Source organism: Fusicatenibacter faecihominis, from assembly GCF_020686945.1.
Lineage (GTDB): Bacteria > Bacillota > Clostridia > Lachnospirales > Lachnospiraceae > Limivivens > Limivivens faecihominis.
In genome coordinates, this window is the sequence record NZ_JAJEPR010000005.1 from 137,111 (window position 1) to 156,658 (window position 19,548).

Annotated in this window: 16 protein-coding genes; all 16 read right to left on the reverse strand. The window is 50.4% G+C overall.

The window, feature by feature from the left end:
* Nucleotides 1-27: 27 nt before the first annotated feature.
* Complete coding sequence (locus LKD71_RS04735) at nt 28-2,448, reverse strand: ATP-dependent DNA helicase (protein ID WP_227614562.1); 2,421 nt, start codon at nt 2,446-2,448, stop codon at nt 28-30.
* A gap of 100 nt (nt 2,449-2,548) precedes the next feature.
* Nucleotides 2,549-3,328 (reverse strand): TIGR03915 family putative DNA repair protein, encoded by a 780-nt coding sequence (locus LKD71_RS04740; RefSeq protein ID WP_227614563.1) that lies wholly within the window; start codon nt 3,326-3,328, stop codon nt 2,549-2,551.
* 21 nt (nt 3,329-3,349) lie between these two features.
* Nucleotides 3,350-4,672: a putative DNA modification/repair radical SAM protein gene (locus LKD71_RS04745; protein WP_178046575.1), complete on the reverse strand. Its 1,323-nt coding sequence runs from the start codon at nt 4,670-4,672 to the stop codon at nt 3,350-3,352.
* 265 nt (nt 4,673-4,937) lie between these two features.
* Nucleotides 4,938-6,854, reverse strand: coding sequence for an NAD(+) synthase (locus LKD71_RS04750; RefSeq protein ID WP_227614564.1), 1,917 nt, complete (start codon nt 6,852-6,854; stop codon nt 4,938-4,940).
* A 13-nt stretch (nt 6,855-6,867) separates the two neighbouring features.
* Complete coding sequence (gene hslO / locus LKD71_RS04755) at nt 6,868-7,746, reverse strand: Hsp33 family molecular chaperone HslO (RefSeq protein ID WP_178046486.1); 879 nt, start codon at nt 7,744-7,746, stop codon at nt 6,868-6,870.
* 28 nt (nt 7,747-7,774) lie between these two features.
* A complete protein-coding gene (locus LKD71_RS04760) occupies nt 7,775-8,542 on the reverse strand; it encodes a class I SAM-dependent DNA methyltransferase (protein WP_227614565.1) in 768 nt (255 codons plus the stop codon).
* A gap of 2 nt (nt 8,543-8,544) precedes the next feature.
* A complete protein-coding gene (gene hisC, locus LKD71_RS04765; RefSeq protein WP_178046488.1) occupies nt 8,545-9,606 on the reverse strand; it encodes a histidinol-phosphate transaminase in 1,062 nt (353 codons plus the stop codon).
* Nucleotides 9,607-9,637: 31 nt separating this feature from the next.
* Nucleotides 9,638-10,822, reverse strand: coding sequence for a pyridoxal phosphate-dependent aminotransferase (locus LKD71_RS04770; RefSeq protein ID WP_227614566.1), 1,185 nt, complete (start codon nt 10,820-10,822; stop codon nt 9,638-9,640).
* Between the two features lie 14 nt (nt 10,823-10,836).
* Nucleotides 10,837-12,555, reverse strand: a complete 1,719-nt coding sequence (locus LKD71_RS04775; protein ID WP_227614567.1) for an ABC transporter ATP-binding protein — start codon at nt 12,553-12,555, stop codon at nt 10,837-10,839.
* 126 nt (nt 12,556-12,681) lie between these two features.
* Entirely contained in the window at nt 12,682-13,755 is a 1,074-nt protein-coding gene (gene prfA / locus LKD71_RS04780) for a peptide chain release factor 1 (protein WP_178046491.1), read from the reverse strand.
* Nucleotides 13,748-14,617, reverse strand: coding sequence for a peptide chain release factor N(5)-glutamine methyltransferase (gene prmC, locus LKD71_RS04785; RefSeq protein WP_227614568.1), 870 nt, complete (start codon nt 14,615-14,617; stop codon nt 13,748-13,750). The genes prfA and prmC overlap by 8 nt, the downstream gene beginning before the upstream one ends.
* Nucleotides 14,614-15,579 (reverse strand): DUF1385 domain-containing protein, encoded by a 966-nt coding sequence (locus LKD71_RS04790; RefSeq protein ID WP_227614569.1) that lies wholly within the window; start codon nt 15,577-15,579, stop codon nt 14,614-14,616. Before LKD71_RS04790 ends, prmC begins: the two co-directional genes overlap by 4 nt.
* Nucleotides 15,580-15,657: 78 nt before the next feature.
* On the reverse strand, nt 15,658-15,867 hold the full coding sequence (rpmE, locus tag LKD71_RS04795) for a 50S ribosomal protein L31 (RefSeq protein WP_178046494.1): 210 nt from the start codon (nt 15,865-15,867) through the stop codon (nt 15,658-15,660).
* A 166-nt stretch (nt 15,868-16,033) separates the two neighbouring features.
* The gene (gene rho / locus LKD71_RS04800; protein ID WP_227614570.1) at nt 16,034-17,815 is read right to left on the reverse strand and encodes a transcription termination factor Rho; all 1,782 of its coding nucleotides are present in this window, start codon (nt 17,813-17,815) and stop codon (nt 16,034-16,036) included.
* A gap of 307 nt (nt 17,816-18,122) precedes the next feature.
* Nucleotides 18,123-18,491, reverse strand: coding sequence for a TIGR04086 family membrane protein (locus tag LKD71_RS04805; RefSeq protein WP_178046496.1), 369 nt, complete (start codon nt 18,489-18,491; stop codon nt 18,123-18,125).
* Nucleotides 18,492-18,577: 86 nt separating this feature from the next.
* A complete protein-coding gene (locus LKD71_RS04810; protein WP_227614571.1) occupies nt 18,578-19,429 on the reverse strand; it encodes a hypothetical protein in 852 nt (283 codons plus the stop codon).
* Nucleotides 19,430-19,548 lie beyond the last annotated feature (119 nt).

The following is a 19,548-nucleotide window of genomic DNA, read 5'->3' on the forward strand; positions in this document are numbered from 1 at the left end:
CTTTCTATCTTTCAAGAAAGAAATCCCTCAACTTTTCCAAAAGGCCGCGAGCTCTTCCTCCACATTCCAGAGACCGCAGCTTCTCACATCTGTCCATTCCCTCGGAAACATTACCCGGTATTCCCATTCACAGAACCGTTCATCCAGAAGAAGAATCACGCCACGATCCTCCTTTGTCCGGATCACCCGGCCCGCGGACTGGAGGACCTTATTCATGCCCGGAATCCGGTAGGCATAGGCAAAACCGTCCATTCCCCGGCTGTCATAATAGTCTTTCAAAAGCTCCCGCTCCGCACAGACCTGGGGAAGCCCGGTACCGACAATGACAGCACCGATCAGCCGTTCTCCCTTAAGATCAATACCTTCACCGAAAATGCCGCCCATGACGCAGAAGCCGATGAGGCTCTGTTCGCCCTCCGTCTCCTCAAAGGCCTTCAGAAATTCTTCCCTCTTTTCCTCCGTCATACCGCTTTTCTGATAGAGGGTACGAAACTCTGCTCCCCAGCGCGTTTCAAAGCTGGCTCCTACGTCCTCCAGCATCCTGTAGGAAGGAAAGAATACCATATAATTTCCCCTGCAGCCGGAAACTGTCTTCTTGATGTAATCCGCAATCCGCTCATATTCCTTCGGCCCCCGGCGCTTATAGCGGGAGCTCACATCCCTTCCGATGAGCACCCGCCGCTGTTCTGGCAGGAAGGGTGTTTTAGCATAAACGGCGTAATCGTCCTTCGCCTGACTTAAAAGGCTCTGATAATAAGTCACCGGAAGAAGGGTTGCAGAGAAGAAAACCGTACTGTTTCCCTTATTCAGGCATTCCTGAATGGCCGTCGAGGTGTCGATGCAGAAAAGCTTCACCAGAAAACTTCCGTTCTCATCCAGCATGCTGTAGATCACATAGCTTTCATCCAGCCGGTCCGCGATCTTGAAAAACTGGTCGATCTGAAAATAGAGATCCAGCAGTTTTTTCCTCTCTTCCCCCGGCGGCTCCTCCTCCAGATACTCCTCCAGAAGCCCCTCCGCACTCATGAGCATTACTGGAAAACCTTCCAGACTTTTCATCACCCGGCAGCCTTCCTCACACTCTCTTTTCCAGGCCAGCATCTGACGGTTTACCCGATCCAGCTGACCCACCAGCTTCTTTCCCCGGTAATTACGGCCGCTGTCCTTGTTTTTCTGCTGAATGACCTTTTTCGCCTCCAGGAAATCTTCTTTATAGAGAAGGGCGCTGTACATCTCTCTTCCCCGCTCCACCAGATTATGGGCCTCATCGATGAGAAAAATGTAAGAACCTTTTCCGCTGCTTCCCTCCCCGAAAAAGCGTTTCAGATGGGCGGTTGGATCAAAAACATAATTGTAGTCGCAGATTACCGCATCCACCCAGGTGGAGACGTCGAGACTCAGCTCAAAAGGGCAGACATTCCATTTTTCACTCTGATTTAAAAGAGCCTCCCTGGAAAAATCGTCTGTCTCCTTGAGCATCTCAAACACCGCATCGTTGATCCGGTCAAAATGCCCTTTCGCATAGGGACAGTGGACGGGATCACACTCCGCCTCCTCCAGAGGACAGATCTTCTCCTTGGCCGTCAGCGTCACCACCTTATAGGAAAGACCCTGTTTTTTCAAGAGACCGAAAGCCTCCTCCGCCACCGTCCTTGTGATTGTCTTCGCCGTGAGATAAAAAATCTTCTCGCCCAGACCCTCTCCTACGGCTTTTACCGCCGGAAACACCGTGGAGATGGTCTTTCCCACACCCGTAGGCGCCTGAATAAAGATTTTCTTCTTCCGCTCAATGGTCCGATAAACTGCCGCCGCCAGATCTTTCTGGCCTTCCCGGTAAGGAAAAGGAAAGCGTATCTTCCGGATGGATGCCTGGCGTTTCTCCTTCCAGAGAATCTGAAATTCGCACCATTTTCGATACTCCCGGATCAGTTCATCGAACCACTCCTTAAGCTCCTCCGTGGAATAAATATAGGGAAACCGCCGGATCTCCTCGCTTTCCAGATTGCAGTAGGTCATCTGGATCCCAATCTTTGAAAGCTTCTTCTGCACTGCATAGATACAGGCATAGCATTTCGCCTGAGCCAGGTGAACCGCCACCGGCTCCTCCAGAAAAATCAATGGACGGTAGATTCCTTTGATCTCATCTATAATCTCTTGCCCGTCTTCTGTAAAAATGCCGTCCGCCCGGCCCTCCACAGAAAGCTCATAGCTGCCCGTTTCCGAATCTTCCGGCATGCTCTCCTTTCCGGAAAGTGGAAAGGTCTCCATATATTTCAGCGGCACCTCTGCCCGGTAATCAGCTCCCATCTGCCCCTGGATCTTCCGGTGCAGTCTGCTGCCCAGCTGCATGGCTTCCTTGTCTGCTATCCCGCCCTTCCGGTTATCAATATCGCCACTTCTCAGAATAAATTCCACCAGATTTCTCACTGAAATACGGATTGTCTTCACGCTTTTGTCCTCCCGGCTCCAGCCTTTTCCCGGCTTTCTCCGGCCGGGTCTGCTGCTCTATCTTACCACATTCCGCGTAAAAGACAAAAGAAAAAATAAATCAGCCCCATTCCGTCATGTATTTCCGGAATTTCAACGGAAGAAGCTGCTGTTGAAGTCCTCCGTTTTCCCGCTCCCGGATAGCGATCGTATCCACGAACCTTTTCCAGAGCTCCTCATAGGCTTTTTCCCCGTCCGACTGCTCCAGAAGCTCTGTCTTCGGCGCTTCCCCTCTGAAAAGATACCAGGGAGCTCCCGGCTGATGAAGAAGACTCATCTGATGATGCCTGTCGAAAATCAGGAAACGCTCCCCGGGATAACGGTTGGCGAAATGGTCTCCAATCAGCGGCAGAATCTGTCCGAAAGGCTCAATCTCCGAATAGAGAAGTTTCCCTTTCATCTCCTGAAACCTTATAAATCCAAGATAACGATGAGCCTCCCTGGCTACTGTCCTGGATAAGGTCATAACCTGAAAAATACAGGGTTCCTGGATATTTTCCATCAGGCGGTAAACGCTGCCGTTTTTCCTCTGGGCCAGGGAAAGCCCCAGCACCACGCTCCGGTAGACTGCCTCCGCTTTTTCCTTCTCTTCCGCCAGCGTGGCCTGATAAATACTCTCCCAGCAGTTCTGACCCATGCGCCGCCGGATCGTCCCTGCCACTTTTTCTGCCTTTTCTCCATCGGTCTCCACTCTCCGGTATTCGGAAAAAAGCTCCATCTCATGATCCGGACCTGCCTCCAGCTTTACCCTGTCATGGCCGACTCTGCTGGCCCAGGCATCATAAACTCCGGTGAGGATCCCTTCCATACTGTCCTCGCACTGAAAAATCACCCGGTTCATCTTATCTCCTCCTCTTGTTCTCTAACTCTGAAGCAGCTTCATCACCGCCTGACTGTCTGAAAAACGGCTGTCATCAAAGAGCCTCAGCTGCTGATAGTTCCCGACCTCCGGAAGTGTCTGGTCTCTCTGGCTCAACAGATTCCTCAAAATAAAGTCCTCATCCATCTTCAGCGGATACTGCGTCTTTCCCTTGCAGGTGATAAAATAGACAGCCCGCTTCAGCACCACACCGATCTTCTTCAGATCCTCAAAATCCAGACTGGAAAACCGTCTGGCCTTCACAATCCTCTGGGCGGATTTCACACCGATGCCCGGCACCCGAAGAAGCGTCTCGTAGGGGGCACGGTTGATCTCCACCGGAAAATGCTCCATATGTCCCAGCGCCCAGTCGCATTTCGGATCCAGAAACACATTGAAATTTGGATGTTTTTCCGAGAGAAGTTCCTTCGCCTCAAAGCCATAGTAGCGAAGAAGCCAGTCCGCCTGATAAAGCCGGTGTTCCCGAAGAAGCGGCGGGCCTCCGGGCAATGCCGGAAGAAGACTGTCATCATTTACCCGGACGAAAGCAGAGTAAAAGACCCGTTTCAGTTCAAAACGCTGATAGAGTGACTCCGCCACAGAGACGATCTCATAATCGCTCTCTCCCGACGCCCCTATAATCATCTGGGTGCTCTGTCCCGCCGGCACGAACTGGGGAGCACTCCTGTACAGGGTCAGTTCCTCCTGATTGTGATTTCTCCTGGTCTGGATCTGCCTCATCGGCGTCAAAATGGTCCGGCGGCTCTTATGAGGAGCCAGCCGTTTCAACGCATCCGCCGTGGGCAGCTCCAGATTGATGCTCATGCGGTCTGCCAGAAAGCCCGTCTTCTCAATGAGTTCCTCCGGTGCCCCCGGAATTGCCTTCACATGGATGTAACCCTGAAAATGATAGACCTTTCTGAGCCGGTAGAGTGTCTGGTAGAGAAGCTCCATCGTAAAGGCTGGGTTCTGAAAAACGCCGGAACTTAAAAACAGGCCTTCGATATAATTCCTGCGGTAAAACTCCATGGTCAGCTGACAGACCTCGTCCGGAGTGAAGGCAGCTCTCGGCACATCATTGGAACAGCGGTTAACGCAGTAATGACAGTCAAAAACGCACTCGTTGGTAAGCAGAATTTTCAGAAGGGAAATACACCTTCCATCCGCTGAAAAACTGTGGCAGATCCCGGCCTCTACACAGTTTCCCATGCCTTTCCCGTCCCCCCGGCGTCCATTGCCGCTGGAGGTACAGGCCACATCGTATTTTGCCGCATCCGTCAGGATATGTAGTTTTTCTCCTATCGTCATCTGTTCCGTAATCTTCATAGAAACTCCGTTCTGCCGTCTCCCCGGCACGATCTTACTCTGGTTGCATCATTGTTCGAACGTTTGTTCCTAGTATAGCACAGATATTTTTTGAAATCAAGACTATTTTTCGAATATTTGTTCTGGTATAATCTGGGTATCCTTCCTAAGGCAGCTGCTAACAGCCCAACAGCAAAACAGGCTGCACAATTCTATAAAAAAGAAGACCGCCATGGATTTTCTCCATAACAGTCTTCCTGTATTTTCCTTACTTATTCTGTTTTTCTTATTTTCCCAGTCCTTCCAGTTCCACAAGCCAGATCGCCGCGCTGGCATCGCTGGGCATCCGAAGATCTCCTCTCGGGGAAACGGCTACTGTTCCCACCTTCGGGCCGTCCGGCAGACAGGAACGCTTGAACTGCTGAGCGAAAAATCTCCGGTAAAAGGTCTTCAGCCATTTCAGGATCACTTCTTTATCATAAGTTCCCTCAAAGGCCAGAAGCGCCAGCCGATAGATTTTCGCCGGTCGGAAGCCGAAACGCAGGATATAGTATAAGAAGAAATCGTGAAGCTCGTAGGGTCCCACCAGATCCTCTGTCTTCTGAGCAATCTTTCCATCTTTGGGAGGAAGAAGCTCCGGACTCACCGGCGTATCCAGAATATCCAGCAGCACGGCACTCAGTCTCTCATCCTTGCAAGTATCCGCATAATAGCGCACCAGATGGCGCACCAATGTCTTCGGTACGGAGGCGTTGACGCCGTACATGGACATGTGATCTCCGTTATAGGTGGCCCAGCCCAGAGCCAGCTCGGACATATCGCCGGTTCCGATCACCATGCCGCCGGACTGGTTGGCGATATCCATCAATACCTGGGTCCTCTCCCTGGCCTGGCAGTTTTCGTAGGTCACATCATGATCTTCCTCGCTGTGACCGATATCTGAAAAATGCTGGCGCACCGCTTTCTTGATATCCACCTCTTTTAAGGAAGCTCCCAGGCGTCTCGTGAGCTCACAGGCGTTCTTATAGGTCCGATCTGTCGTTCCAAAGCAGGGCATGGTCACAGCCGTGATGGAGCTTCTGTCAATACCGAGAAGATCAAAGGCCCGGGCCGTTACAAGGAGGGCAAGCGTGGAATCCAGCCCCCCGGAAATTCCCACGGTAACATTTTTGCAGCCCGTATGTTTCAGCCGTTTTTTCAGCCCCATGGCCTGAATGCTGAAGATCTCCTCACAGCGCTGCGCTTTCCGCCGCTCGTCCGAGGGAACAAAAGGAGCCAGATCAATAAAACGGGTCAGCTTCGTCTCTCTCTCTTCCAGATGGAAGAGAACCTCCTCGTAGCCTTCCCTTCCTCTGACAGAAAAAGTGGTCTGTTTTCTCCGGTCCGCCCGGAGTCTCTGAATATCCAGTTCCGTCACGATCCTGCTGTTTTTAAACAGCGGAGATTCCGCCAGTATCACTCCGTTCTCCGCAATGACGTTATGGCCGCCAAAGACCAGATCCGTACTGGACTCGCCTTCTCCCGCACTGGCGTAGACATAACCGCAGAGCAGGCGGGCAGACTGGCCGGAGATCAGATTTCTGCGGTAACTGTTTTTCCCGGTGGTCTCGTCGCTGGCAGAGAGGTTGACAATCACCGTCGCTCCTGCCATGGCATGGGAAATACTGGGCGGCATCGGCGTCCAGAGATCTTCGCAAAGCTCCGCTGCCACAGAAAGCCCCCGTACCTCCGGGCAGGAAAAGAGTATCTTACTTCCGAAGGAAACCCTCTTCCCATTCACTGTCACCCAGGTCACTTCTTCCTCTCCCGGCGTAAAGTTTCTCTCCTCATAAAATTCCGAGTAAGCCGGCAGAAAGCGCTTCGGCACCAGTCCCAGCAGCTCTCCGTCAGAAATAACCGCCGCCACATTATAAAGCTTTCCGTCCTTTTCCCAAGGAAGCCCCACAAAGACTAGCATTTTCTTTCCGAGGCTGTGCATCACAAGCTCTGTAAGCCCCCGGCGCGCCTTCTCCAGAAGTTCCTCCTGCCAGAAAAGATCCCCGCAGGTATAGCCGGTAAGACAGAGCTCCGGATAAACCAGAAGCTGGATTCCATCCTTCCAGGCCTGATCCATCCCCTGAGCGATGAGTTCCTTATTGTAATCTACGTCCGCTACCCGGATCTCCGGCGTTGAAGCCGCCACTTTTATAAAACCGTCCCGCATGACAAAAGTCCTCCTATCGGCTTTTTTTCAGAAGTTCCTTCAGTTCCTCCGGCGTAAAGGTATAGCCGCTGTTGCAGAAATGACATTTGAGTTCGATGGGATTGCCCTCCTTGATCATAGAGGTCAGTTCCTTCTCGCCTAAGCTTACCAGCACCTTTTCCACCCGCTCTTTGCTGCAGTCACAGTGAAATTCCGCGGGAACCTTCTCTGAAATCTCCGGCTGGAACTCTCCCAGGAGTTCGTTTAAAATATCCTCCGGCGTCATTCCCTGATTCAGCATGCTTGTCACGCTCTGCACCTCAGAAATCTTTTTCTCGAGTGCTTCAATGACTTTTTCATCGGTAAAGGGCATCAGCTGAATGATAAAGCCGCCTGCCTGCTTCACCGTATTGTCTTTCTCCATCAGAACACCCAGCCCCACAGAGGAAGGCACCTGCTCAGAGGTAGCAAAATAATAGGTGAGATCGTCGCCGAGCTCTCCGGTCTCCAGAGCCACCTGACCCACATAGGGCTCCTTAAGGCCCATATCCTTGATCACGCGAAGCATACCGTGACCTACGGCTCCGCCCACGTCCAGTTTTCCAAGGGCATTGGCCGGAAGCATCACCTCCGGATTGTCCACATAGCCTTTCACATGACCCTGGCTGTCCGCCGTCACTGTGAGGCCGCCGATAGGGCCGTCACCCTTCACCTGAATGGTCAGAACATCCTTCTCGCCCTTCATCATGACACCCATCATGGCGCCGCCGGTGAGAAGACGTCCGAGAGCCGCCGTGGCCACCGGACTGGTATTATGAGCAAGCCGCGCTTTCTCCACCAGTTCTCTTGTCGTTGCCGCAAAAGCACGGATCTGATTGTCTGCCGCCGTTGCTCTTACAATATAATCTCCCATATATTTAAAACCAAACCTTTCTGTTTTTTCATTTGCCCTGTTCTCTGGCAATAAAGTAGAGGCGTTCACTGTCGCTCTTCGGAGCCTCCCTGGTAAAAGCGTCATATTCCGCCACAAACTCCATTCCAGCCTCCCGGATCAGCTCTTTTACCCGTTCCGGTTCAAAGGCTTTCTGGAAATGCGTCTCTTCGTATTTCCGATAAAGATCGTCCTCCTCCTTTCGGAAAATGGTGAGGTCATACTCGTTCACTCCATCTTCCTCGTAGAAGGTGTTTTCCCAGATAAAGCTGCACTCCTCCCGGTTCTCCGCGATCACGGAATCGCCGAGGATCTCCCGGTATTTGTAAGGTGTGTTCAGATCGAACACGAAGATTCCGCCGGGATCCAGATAATTGTTGGCCAGACGCAGAACCTCCAGAAGATCCTCCTCGGACTCCAGATAATTGATAGAATCGCAGATGCACACGATGGCCCGGACCGTGCCATAAAGTTCAAACTCTCTCATATCCTGCTGTAAATAGAGGATGTCCAGACCTTTGCGGCTTCTTTTGTCCATGGCAATCTCCAGCATATCCGCGGAGAGATCAACGCCGATCATATCGTAACCTTTCTCTGCCAGAAGTTCCGTCATGCTTCCCGTACCGCAGCCAAGATCCAGCACCAGCCCGTCGGTAATGCCGTACTCTTCCAGAATACCGGTCACATATTCCGCCCACTCTTCATAGGGCACATTGTCCATGAAGGTATCGTACACATATGCGAAACCTTCATAGCTTCTATGAATCGTATCATCCATCTTTAATTCTCCTGAATGTATTTTTTCAGAAATGCCAGCAACTGATCCATCTCTTCATCCGTACCGATGGTGATACGGAGATAATTGTCAATCCTGGGCTTGTTGAAGTACCGCACAAAAATCTTTTTGATCTTCAACGCCTCAAAAAGTTCCCGGGCAGAGATCCGCTCATGCGTCACAAAGAGGAAGTTTGCCATGGAATCCCCGAAGGAAAAGCCCAGTCTGGAAAGTTCTTTCTTGACCCGCTCCCGGGTGGCGATGATCTTCCCGCAGCACTCCTCAAAGTAAGCCGGATCCGCAAGAGCCGCCTTGCCAAGCTCCAGGGCCGGGCGGTTCATCGTATAGGAATTGAAGGAATATTTCACATCATTCAGATATTTGATGAGCACCTTGCTTCCGAATGCATAACCGATTCGCATACCCGCCATGGACCGGGATTTTGAAAAGGTCTGCACCACCAGCACATTGTCATATTTGTGAACCAGCTCCAGAGCGCTCTTTCCGCCGAAATCCACATAAGCCTCATCAATGATGACCACTACGTCCTGATTGTGACGGATGATATCCTCGATCTCGGAGAGCTCCATAAGGATTCCTGTAGGAGCGTTGGGATTCGGAAAGACCACGCCGCCATTTTCCCGGTAATAATCCTCTTTCACAATCCGGAAATCCTTATCCAGCGGCTGACACTCATACGGAATCCGGAACACATCTGCCCAGACATCGTAGAAGGAATAGGTGATATCCGGGAAAAAGACCGGCTTTCCGGAATTGAAAAAGGTCAGAAAGCACATCGCCAGAACATCATCGGAACCCACTCCCACGAAAATCTCGTCCCGATCCATGTGATAGGTTTCTGCCAGCGCATCCACCAGGGTATCGCAGGCCGGCTCCGGATACAGACGAAAAGCCTCTGTGTTCATTTTTTCCAGACATTCTTTTACTTTCGGTGAAGGCGGATACGGATTTTCATTGGTATTCAGCTTGATCACATCCACAAATTTCGGCTGCTCTCCCGGTGTATAGGGAACCACCGTGCGGACATTTTTTTCCCATGTTCTCATTTTTTTACCCTTTCTGTCATAATGCTCTTAATTAGCGGTATTTTTTCATCAGCTCTTCAAAATGAGGAAGAGAGCGGAGGATCATCTCATAGGAAACGCAGTAGGCCAGACGCACATAGCCCGGGCAGGCAAAAGAACTTCCCGGAACCAGCAGAAGATTCTGTTTCTTGGCCTCCTCACAAAATTCTTTCTCATCCTCCACCGGAGATTTCACGAAGAGATAGAAAGCTCCCTCCGGTTTGATGCAGGAAAGGCCGGCTTTCTTAAGCCCCTCATAAAGTGTTTCCCTGTTTCTGTCATAGTAAGCGATATCGGCTTTCTCTTCCAGGCACCGGGCCACGACTCTCTGGAAGAAGGATGGCGCATTGACATAGCCCAGGATTCTGGTGGCTACATTGGCCGCATTCTTGATCGCCTCGCTGTCGTCCATCTCTGTGGGCAGAACCAGATAACCGATCCGCTCGCCGGGAAGGGACAGGGATTTACTGAAGGAATAGCCCACGATCGTGTTCCAGTAGAAATCCGGAATCCAGGGAACCTCCACACCGCCGTATACCAGCTCCCGATACGGCTCGTCAGATATGAGATAGATCGATGTCCCATATTCCTTCTGCTTTTTCTCCAGAATCTCTGCAAGGTTTCTCAAGGTCTCCGCAGAATAAACCACGCCGGTAGGATTGTTCGGCGTATTGACGATGACCGCCTTGGTCTTCTCTGTCAGGAGCTCCTCGAACGCCTCAAGATTCGGCTGAAAAGTCTCGGTGTTCGGCGATACTACCTTCAGAACACCGTCATAATTGGTCACATAGGCGCGATACTCTCCGAAATATGGAGCAAAGGCAATGACTTCATTCCCCGGATTCAGCAGCGTCTTGAAGATTACATTCATTCCGCCGGCAGCACCTACGGTCATCACCAGATTGCTCTCGTCATAGTGGGTTCCGAAACGGTTGTTCAGAGAATCTGCCACCGCTTTCCGCACGTCCTCATAGCCGGAATTGCTCATGTAACCATGAACCATCAGGGAATCTTCCTCATTCAGAACATGGAGTGCTGCCTCTTTCACCGCCTCTGGAGCCGGCACATTGGGATTTCCCAGGCTGAAATCATAGACATTCTCCGCCCCGTAAATGGAAGCGAGCCTTTTGCCCTCCTCAAACATGGCACGGATCGCTGAACTGTTTTTTACATAGCCCTGCATTTTTTCTGAAATCATTGTTATCCTTCTTTCTATTTTCTATATAATTTTGCATAAATACCGTTTTTTGCAAGAAGTTCTTCGTGCGTTCCTTCCTCCTCGATACCCTTTTCAGTCAGGACAAGGATTCGCTCCGCGTTGCGGATCGTGGAAAGACGATGGGCGATAACAAAGGTGGTGCGGTTTTTCGCCAGTTTTTCCAGGGATTCCTGGACGATCTTCTCGCTCTCGTTATCGAGGGCTGAGGTAGCCTCGTCAAAGATCAGCACCGGCGGATTTTTCAAAAAGACTCTGGCGATGGAAAGGCGCTGTTTCTGGCCTCCGGAAAGCTTCACGCCCCGCTGTCCGATATCAGTCTCATAGCCGTTTGGCAGTTCCACGATAAATTCGTGAGCATTAGCCCGCTTTGCCGCCTCGATGACTTCCTCATCGGTGGCATCCGGCCGGCCGTAACGGATATTTTCCATGACATTTTCCGCGAAAAGATATACATCCTGCTGGACGATACCAATCTGATCCCGGAGATTTTTCAGCTGGACTTTCCGGATATCGGTTCCGTCGATGAGGATCCGTCCCTCATCCACATCGTAGAATCTCGGGATCAGGCTGCAGAGAGTGGTTTTTCCACCTCCGGAGCTTCCCACGATGGCGAGATATTCTCCGGCATGGACCTTCAGATCCACATGGCTTAACACCTTATCCAATCCTTCCTCGTACCGGAAAGAGACGTCCTCGAAGGTGATATCTCCTTTTACGTCGCTAAGCTTCACCGCATCCGGCGCATCCTTTATATCCGGATCTACATTCATAATCTCCAGGAAACGCTCGTAACCGGTGTAGCCGTTCTGGAACTGCTCGGTAAAGTCGATCAGCTTTTTCACCGGCTCGGTGAAGTTGTTGATATAGAGAAGGAACGTGATCAGATCAGTAAGCTCCAGTCTTCCGTTTGTCATCATGACCGCCCCTGCCACCAGAACGCCGATCGTCACCATCGTCGTCATGGCTCCCAGTCCGGAATGGTAAAGTCCCATATAGCGGTAGCTGATCCGTTTACTGTCCACGAAAGCCTCATTTCCCTGGGCAAATTTTTCCATCTCGATCTCTTCGTTTCCGAAGGATTTCACGGCCCGGATGCCGGCCAGGCTGTCCTCGATCTGGGTATTGATATCCGCGATCTTTTCCCGCCGAAGCTTGAAAGCCCGCTTCATCCTTCCATTTAAGAGGAAAGCATAGATCAGAATCGGCGGCAGAAAAGCGAACGTCACCAGCGTAAGCGCCGGATTGATCGTACAGAGAATGATAAAGGAACCCACAAACTTGATGAGGGAGATCACCACATCCTCCGGTCCGTGGTGTAAAAGCTCACTGATCTCAAAGAGGTCGTTGGTGATTCGTGAGAGGAGCTGGCCCACCTTCTGGTTATCATAAAAATGGAAGGACAGCTTCTGGTAATGCTCGAAGATCTCCGCCCGCATGTCGCGTTCCATCTTCGCTCCCATGATGTGACCGTAATAGGCCTGATAAAAGTTACAGAAGGCTTCCAGAACCACAAGCCCCAGCATCAGCACCGCCAGTTTCAGGATCATCGGCAGCGGATTTTCCAGGTGAATCACATGATTTGTGATATAGCGGACAATCAACGGTATCACCAGCGTAATCCCGGCGCCGATCACTGCCACCACCATATCCGACCAGAACAGGAAACGGTAGGGCTTGTAGTAATTTGCCAGTTGTTTCATTTTCTCTTTCATCCTATTTCTCCCATTTTTCTTTTTTCGTACTGTCCTTCATTATACTTCCCCCCGCAAAAATTGACAAGACAAAACAGAAAAACAGCAGGGAGAAGGTTTTTCACCTTACTCTCTGCTGTTCTTTTCTCACTGTTCGTTCATTTTTGCCAGTTTGGCTGCCTGATCTGCTGCGATCAGAGGATCGATGACCAGATCCAGATCGCCGTTTAAGACCGCGTCGATCTGATGCAGGGTCAGCTTGATCCGATGGTCCGTCACACGACCCTGGGGGAAATTGTAGGTCCGGATCTTCTCGGAACGGTCTCCGGTTCCGATCTGGCTCTTTCTTTCCTCAGCTTCTGCATCGTGACGTTTTGCCAGCTCCATCTCGTAGAGACGGGAACGAAGGATCTTTAACGCTTTGTCCTTGTTCTTTAGCTGGGATTTCTCGTCCTGACAGGAAATCACGATACCTGTAGGAATATGGGTCAGACGGACAGCGGAGTCCGTCGTGTTGACGCACTGACCGCCGTTTCCGGAGGCACGGAACACATCAAATTTACACTCGTTGAGATCCAGGTGGAAATCAATCTCCTCCGCTTCCGGCAGGACAGCTACGGTCACGGTGGAAGTATGGATTCTTCCGCCCGACTCGGTCTCGGGTACACGCTGCACGCGATGAACGCCGCTCTCATATTTCAGCCGGGAATAAGCGCCCTGGCCGGTAATCATGAAAGTGACTTCCTTGAAACCGCCGATGCCATTCTCGTTGAGAGACATCATCTCGGTTCTCCAGCGGCGGCTCTCGGCATATTTCACATACATCCGGTAAACCTCGGCCGCGAAAAGAGCCGCCTCATCTCCGCCTGCGCCGGCACGGATCTCCACGATAACGTTTTTGTCATCGTTGGGATCCTTCGGCAGAAGCAGGATCTTCAGCTCGTTTTCCAGCTCAGGAATCCGTTTCTTCGCATCGGAAAGCTCTTCCTTCAGAAGTTCCTTCATCTCCTCGTCGGTCTCTTCCTCCAGCATCATCAGGCTTTCCTCTACGGTTTCTTTACATTTTTTATATTCTTTATACGCATCCACAATGGGAGTCAGCTCGCTCTGCTCTTTCATGAGCTTCTGAAACCTTGCGGTATCGTTTACCACGGAAGGTTCACTTAATTCGCTCATGATCTCTTCCAGACGGATGAGTAAATCTTCCAGACGATCAAACATCGTTTCTCTCCTCCTGTTTCGGTCTCCTTCCGCCTACGACCCGCTCCAGCCCCGCCAGATCCTTTTTCACATAGACGTCCAGAAAACCACCGTTTTTCAAAAATTCCATTACCGCTTCAGCCTGGGTGCAGCCGATCTCAAAAAGCATCCAGCCGCCGGGCTTTACATGCTCTTTTCCCTCCCGCACCAGCCTGCGGTAAAATTCCAGCCCGTCCGCACTTCCATCCAGGGCGCCGATGGGCTCATGATCCCTTACCTCTTCCATGAGAGTGGGTATCTCCTCCGAAGCAATATAGGGCGGATTGGAAACAATGAGACCAAAGCTTCCCTCCACCTTTTCAAAAAGATCGCTTTCCAAAAAAGAGGCCTCCGTCTGAAGCCTCTTTCCATTTTCCACAGCGACTTTTAAGGCTTCTCCGGAAATATCCACTCCCGTACCGGTAAGCCCCGGTACCAGTTTGAGAAGACTTAAGAGAATGCAGCCGGAACCGGTACACATATCCAGCACCTGGTCTCCGCTTTTTACTTTTCCCATAGCTTCCTCCACCAGAGTTTCCGTATCCTGTCTGGGGATCAGCACATGTTCATTTACCCAAAAGGAAAGGCCCATAAATTCCTGTTCCCCGGTAATCTGCTGGAGCGGAATCCGTTTCGCCCGGCGCTCAATGAGCTCCTGATAGGCTTTCTCTTCCTCCGCCCTGGCCTCGTCCTCCCGGTTAAGAAGATACCACTGCCGGTCGGAGCGCTCTCCTCTCTCTTTTCTCAGATATTCCAGAAGATACCAGGCATCCAGCTCCGCCTCCGGCACTCCTGCCGCCGCAAGAACCCTGCCGCCCTCTGTCACCATGGAACGATAAGTCATGATTCTTTATCCTCCGGAAATTCCTTACCGAAATTCTCCCGTAAAAATTTCTTCCAGTCATAGACCGCTTCCACCGCAGCAATGGCCACCTCGATCATATCGTCCGTGGGCTCCTTGGTGGTCAGATGCTGCATGGCAAGACCGGGTTTGCTCAAAAGACCTACGATCTTATTCTCGCTGATTCCCGCCAGACGGATGAACTCATAGGAAACGCCCGCGATCACCGGAATGAGAAGCAGACGAACCACCACCCGGAGAATCGGGGAATGTACCCGTATAAATAGAAAGAAAATGATACTCACGATCATAACAATCAGAAGGAAACTGGTTCCGCAGCGCTTATGCTCTCTGGAGCTCTTGCGGACATTTTCTACATTCAGCTCCATGCCGTGCTCAATACAGTTGATGCATTTATGCTCGGCCCCGTGGTACATGAACGTCCTCTGGATATCCTTCATCCTGGAAATCAGAAGAATATAACCGACGAAAATCAGAATCCGGACCACCCCCTCCGCGATGGAGATGAGCAGCTGGGAATCTGTCAGTTTCTGAAACAAAAGAGAAATAAAATAAGGAAGGATCATAAACACGCCCACAGCCAGGACAATGGAAAAAGCAACGGTAAATCCCAGAAGGATGGAATTTTCTTTTTCTGGATCTTTGCCCTTTTTGCGCTGTTTTTCTTCCTTCTCCCGCTCTTTTTCCTCTTCCTCGTCATCCATGAAAAACTCCGCGGAAAACATCAGACTCTTCATACCCAGGACCAGCGAATCCACAAAGTTGAACACGCCGCGGATGAAGGGGAGCTGAAGGATCTTCTTGTTCTTGATAAAGCTATGGCATTCTTCTACTTTTACTTCAATTTCTTTATCCGGCTTCCGGACGGCTACGGCGTAGTGATCTCCGTTTTTCATCATGATGCCTTCCATGACAGCCTGGCCGCCGATGTTTGAATACTTCATCCTTCGCCTTCTTTCTTATTCTTTTTTAATAATAAGAAAGGTTGGGATTTTTTCAAACCCCAACCCATCGGAATACTATTATTTGTTTTCACCAAGACCGTATTTCTTATTGAACTTATCAATACGTCCACGAGCCTGAGCTGCTTTCTGCTGACCGGTGTAGAAAGAATGACATTTGGAGCAAACCTCTACATGAATCTCTTTCTTTGTGGAACCAGTTACAAAAGTGTTACCGCAGTTGCAGGTTACGGTTGCCTGATGATATTCCGGATGGATACCCTGTTTCATGATTTTCACCTCTTCTTCCTTCGCTTTATGCAGACATTGTCTTGCATATTATGGCATCGAAGGGGAATCAATGCCCCCCATTCAATGATATCACTTTTAATTTCCGTTTACTTATCTCTAAACAGCTATTGCATTATAGCATAGATTTTTTTGAATTGCAACAGTTTTATATAAATTTCTGTTTTCTTACGATCTGAATAAATTCTTCGTTGCTTTTTGTCTTCGCAAAGGTGTTCAGAATGTTCTCCACGGCGTCCTCGGGCTTCATGCCGTTGAGCTGTTTCCGCATGATATCCACGGCTTCTTTCTCCTCCGCCGTCAGAAGAAGATCCTCTCTTCTGGTTCCGGATCGGACGATATCAATAGCTGGGAACACTCTCTTCTCTGAAAGCTTCCGGTCTAGGATCAGCTCCATGTTACCGGTTCCCTTAAACTCCTCGTAGATCACATCGTCCATCTTGCTTCCCGTATCCACCAGAGCAGTGGCAAGGATCGTCAGGCTTCCGCCCTCCCTCATATTCCGGGCTGCGCCGAAAAATTTCTTCGGCATATGAAGTGCTCCGGGATCGAGACCTCCAGAAAGAGTCCGGCCGCTGGGCGGAACTACCATATTATAAGCTCTGGCCAGACGAGTGATGCTGTCCAATAGAATCGTCACGTCTTTGTTATGCTCAACGAGACGCTTGCTTCGCTCGATTACCATCTCCGCCACGCGCTTGTGGTGTTCCGGCTGCTCATCGAAGGTGGAATAGATGACTTCCACGTTATCGCCCACGATGGACTCCCGGATATCCGTCACCTCCTCCGGCCGCTCGTCGATCAGAAGGATGATGATGTGCATCTCCGGGTTGTTGTGAACGATGGACTGGGCCATCTCTTTTAAGAGGGTAGTCTTACCTGCTTTCGGCGGGGAAACGATCATGCCTCGCTGGCCTTTTCCCACAGGAGAAACCAGATCCACGATACGCATGGCCATATGATGGCCTTCCCGCTCCATCCGAAGACGCTCATTCGGGAAAATCGGCGTCATATTTTCAAAATTCTGCCTCTTGGAAGCAATAAAGGGAAGCAGATCATTGACTGTCTGCACATACATCAGGGCGCAGAATTTCTCCTGGGGTGCCTTGATTCTGGTATTTCCGGAGATGATATCTCCGGTTTTTAAATTGAAACGGCGGATCTGAGAAGGGGAAACATAGACGTCGTTGTCTCCCGGCATATAATTGTCGCTTCGGATAAAACCAAAGCCATCCGGCATAACCTCCAGAATACCGCAAGCAATCTGACCGGAATCCAGCTGTCCGAAATCCGGTGCCGGGCGATCTTCGTTCTGCCAGTCCTCACCGGAACGCTCCTGGGAATAGTCCTGATTTCTCTCGTAAGTATTTTCCGTACGATTTTCCTGATTCCGCGAATTATAACCGCCATTCTCCTGATACTGGGAGCGGTTTCCATAGCCGTTATTTTCCTGATTGTTTCGATTATTGTTATAGCCGTAGCTTCCGTTATTCTCTGTATTCTGGTTCTGGCTGCGATTGTATCCGTAGCCATTGTTTTCCTGGCAGTTCTGATTCCGGTTATTGGAATAGCCGTATCCGCCGTCCTGATTGTTCTGATTCCGGTTGCGATTCGGCGCAAAGCTCCGGACATTTTCCTGATTTCTTCCATAGGAATAGGTCCTGGTATTCTCCTGGGTACGGTTATAGTTCCGGTTCGTATAGGTATTCTGCCGGGGACGGAATGTTTCCTCCTGCTTTTCCTTTTCCACAGAAGGAGCCTCTTCTTCCTGGGCAGCCGTCTCTTTCTCTGCGGCTTCCCGCGCATCCTCCTCCAGCATCCGGTCGATGAGCTCGTCCTTCTTAAGACCGGAAATATGCTTTAATCCTCTTGATTTTGCCAGTTCTTTTAACTGAACCAGCTGCAGAGATTTGTATTGTTCTCTGGTCATCCACTCTATCCTTTCTTTTTATAAAACAAGCTTTCTGTTTGTGTAAATCTATAGTTTGCAGTATTAGCAACGACTCAGAAGAGACACAGGGAGAACTCACACTTTTACCAGAAAAGCCGCCTGGCTCTGAATCATTATCAAATATACCTTTTTCATCAAAAATAGGGATACATAAACTCGGGATTTCTTGTCAGAATCGACTTGAAGTCATAAAAACAATTTAAGTATATCATATCTTTTTTTAAAAATCCACCGGTATTTTCCAGGAGCGCGCTTGATTTTTCCCGCACGCCCCTGTTTTTCCCGCTCAGGAAATCATTCCGCCCAGCATCCCGCCGCCCAAGCAGAGTGCTCCGGTCAGTATCAGCGAGAGAAAACCATCCCTCTCTGCTCCCAGATTCCAGGACAGCAGAAACAGTACGAGAAAATAAACTGCCCCGGTGAGAAGCCCCCAGAGGAATTTTTTCTTTTTTCCGCCTTTTCCTGCCGCCAGCCCGCCAAAAAAGCAGGACAGCACATAGACCGCGGTCATCCCCAGCGAAACCTTGCTTTCGTTGAGCTCCAGTTTAAAGAGGAGCAGCGCCATAAGTAACAGAAGAAGGGCCGTCACCACCCATGCCGTCAGCTGGGCACGGATCAGGATGGCCATCTTTCTCCCGATGGAAGCATTCTCCATTCTCATCCCCCCCTGTCTTACTATATGCGCCTCACGAAAAAAAGAGACCCTTCCGCAGGAAATTTCCTGGAAAGAATCTCTTTTCGTTAATCTGCTTTTCGTTTCATGATCAGGTCGCCGACAAGTAGGAGACCTGCTGCCGCTCCCAGCAGAAGGAAGGGAACGAGGTCCGTTTCGTCTCCGGTGACTGCGGGTTCTGCCTGCAGATCCTCGGCGGCGGTGTTTTCTGAAACCTGCTCGGTTTCTTTTTCTGTCTCGATAGTTTTTGGCTTTTCGGTCTCAGATACGACCGGCTGAGTGGATGCTGCGCTGGGTTTTGACTCCGCCGCACCCTTCGTCTCTGTCACCTGTTTTTCAGTCTCAGGAGTTTTGCTGGTTTCTGCCGTTTTCTTCTCAGTCTCAATTGTTTTATTCGTCTCTATAGTCTTTTTCTCAGTCTCGGTCGTCTTACTTGTCTCGGTTGTTTTTTTCTCGGTTTCCGTCGTCTTACTGGTTTCTGCGGTCTTCTTCTCGGTTTCCGTCGTCTTACTGGTTTCTGCGGTCTTCTTCTCGGTCTCCGTTGTTTTGCTGCTTCCCGTCGTTCCTGTCTTGCCGGACGTTCCTGTTGAAGAACCGGAAGTTTTCCCCGCTTTCACCGTTTTTGCCTCAGTCTCCGTCTTTTTGGAGGTCTCTGACGTCTTCGTCCCGTCCTCCGAGAAATCAAACTCGGAAGTGATGCCGATACCGGCGATCACCGTACTTCCTGCCACGGAATAAAGTCCGGAAAGATCCAGATCCAGTGCTCCGATCCGGTCGGCTTCCTCGATGGCCTCCGCCGTTTCATTGGAAATATAGGCGGAACTACTTTCTGTCTCCGCCGCTCTCACGGAAGCATTCCCTGTCCCGGAAAAGACCAGCGCCAGGATGCTCCCCAGAAGGATTGCCTTTCTGCTTCTCATACTCTTCTGCTCCCTTTTTATCTTCGCAGCCAAAAATCGGCCATTTTCATTTTATGATGTACTGACACTGATTCTATCACATCTTTGTAATATTTTTCAAGCATTTATTACAAAATTAT

Excerpts from the sequence above, each read along its gene's own strand:
- LKD71_RS04740 (WP_227614563.1), bottom strand. The coding sequence starts at position 3,328 with ATGAACCGGGTGATTTTTCAGTGCGAGGACAGTATGGAAGGGATCCTC.
- LKD71_RS04745 (WP_178046575.1), bottom strand. The coding sequence starts at position 4,672 with ATGAAGATTACGGAACAGATGACGATAGGAGAAAAACTACATATCCTG.
- LKD71_RS04750 (WP_227614564.1), bottom strand. The coding sequence starts at position 6,854 with ATGCGGGACGGTTTTATAAAAGTGGCGGCTTCAACGCCGGAGATCCGG.
- hslO (WP_178046486.1), bottom strand. The coding sequence starts at position 7,746 with ATGGGAGATTATATTGTAAGAGCAACGGCGGCAGACAATCAGATCCGT.
- LKD71_RS04760 (WP_227614565.1), bottom strand. The coding sequence starts at position 8,542 with ATGGATGATACGATTCATAGAAGCTATGAAGGTTTCGCATATGTGTAC.
- hisC (WP_178046488.1), bottom strand. The coding sequence starts at position 9,606 with ATGAGAACATGGGAAAAAAATGTCCGCACGGTGGTTCCCTATACACCG.
- LKD71_RS04770 (WP_227614566.1), bottom strand. The coding sequence starts at position 10,822 with ATGATTTCAGAAAAAATGCAGGGCTATGTAAAAAACAGTTCAGCGATC.
- LKD71_RS04775 (WP_227614567.1), bottom strand. The coding sequence starts at position 12,555 with ATGAAAGAGAAAATGAAACAACTGGCAAATTACTACAAGCCCTACCGT.
- prfA (WP_178046491.1), bottom strand. The coding sequence starts at position 13,755 with ATGTTTGATCGTCTGGAAGATTTACTCATCCGTCTGGAAGAGATCATG.
- prmC (WP_227614568.1), bottom strand. The coding sequence starts at position 14,617 with ATGACTTATCGTTCCATGGTGACAGAGGGCGGCAGGGTTCTTGCGGCG.
- LKD71_RS04790 (WP_227614569.1), bottom strand. The coding sequence starts at position 15,579 with ATGAAGTATTCAAACATCGGCGGCCAGGCTGTCATGGAAGGCATCATG.
- rpmE (WP_178046494.1), bottom strand. The coding sequence starts at position 15,867 with ATGAAACAGGGTATCCATCCGGAATATCATCAGGCAACCGTAACCTGC.
- rho (WP_227614570.1), bottom strand. The coding sequence starts at position 17,815 with ATGACCAGAGAACAATACAAATCTCTGCAGCTGGTTCAGTTAAAAGAA.
- LKD71_RS04805 (WP_178046496.1), bottom strand. The coding sequence starts at position 18,491 with ATGGAGAATGCTTCCATCGGGAGAAAGATGGCCATCCTGATCCGTGCC.
- LKD71_RS04810 (WP_227614571.1), bottom strand. The coding sequence starts at position 19,429 with ATGAGAAGCAGAAAGGCAATCCTTCTGGGGAGCATCCTGGCGCTGGTC.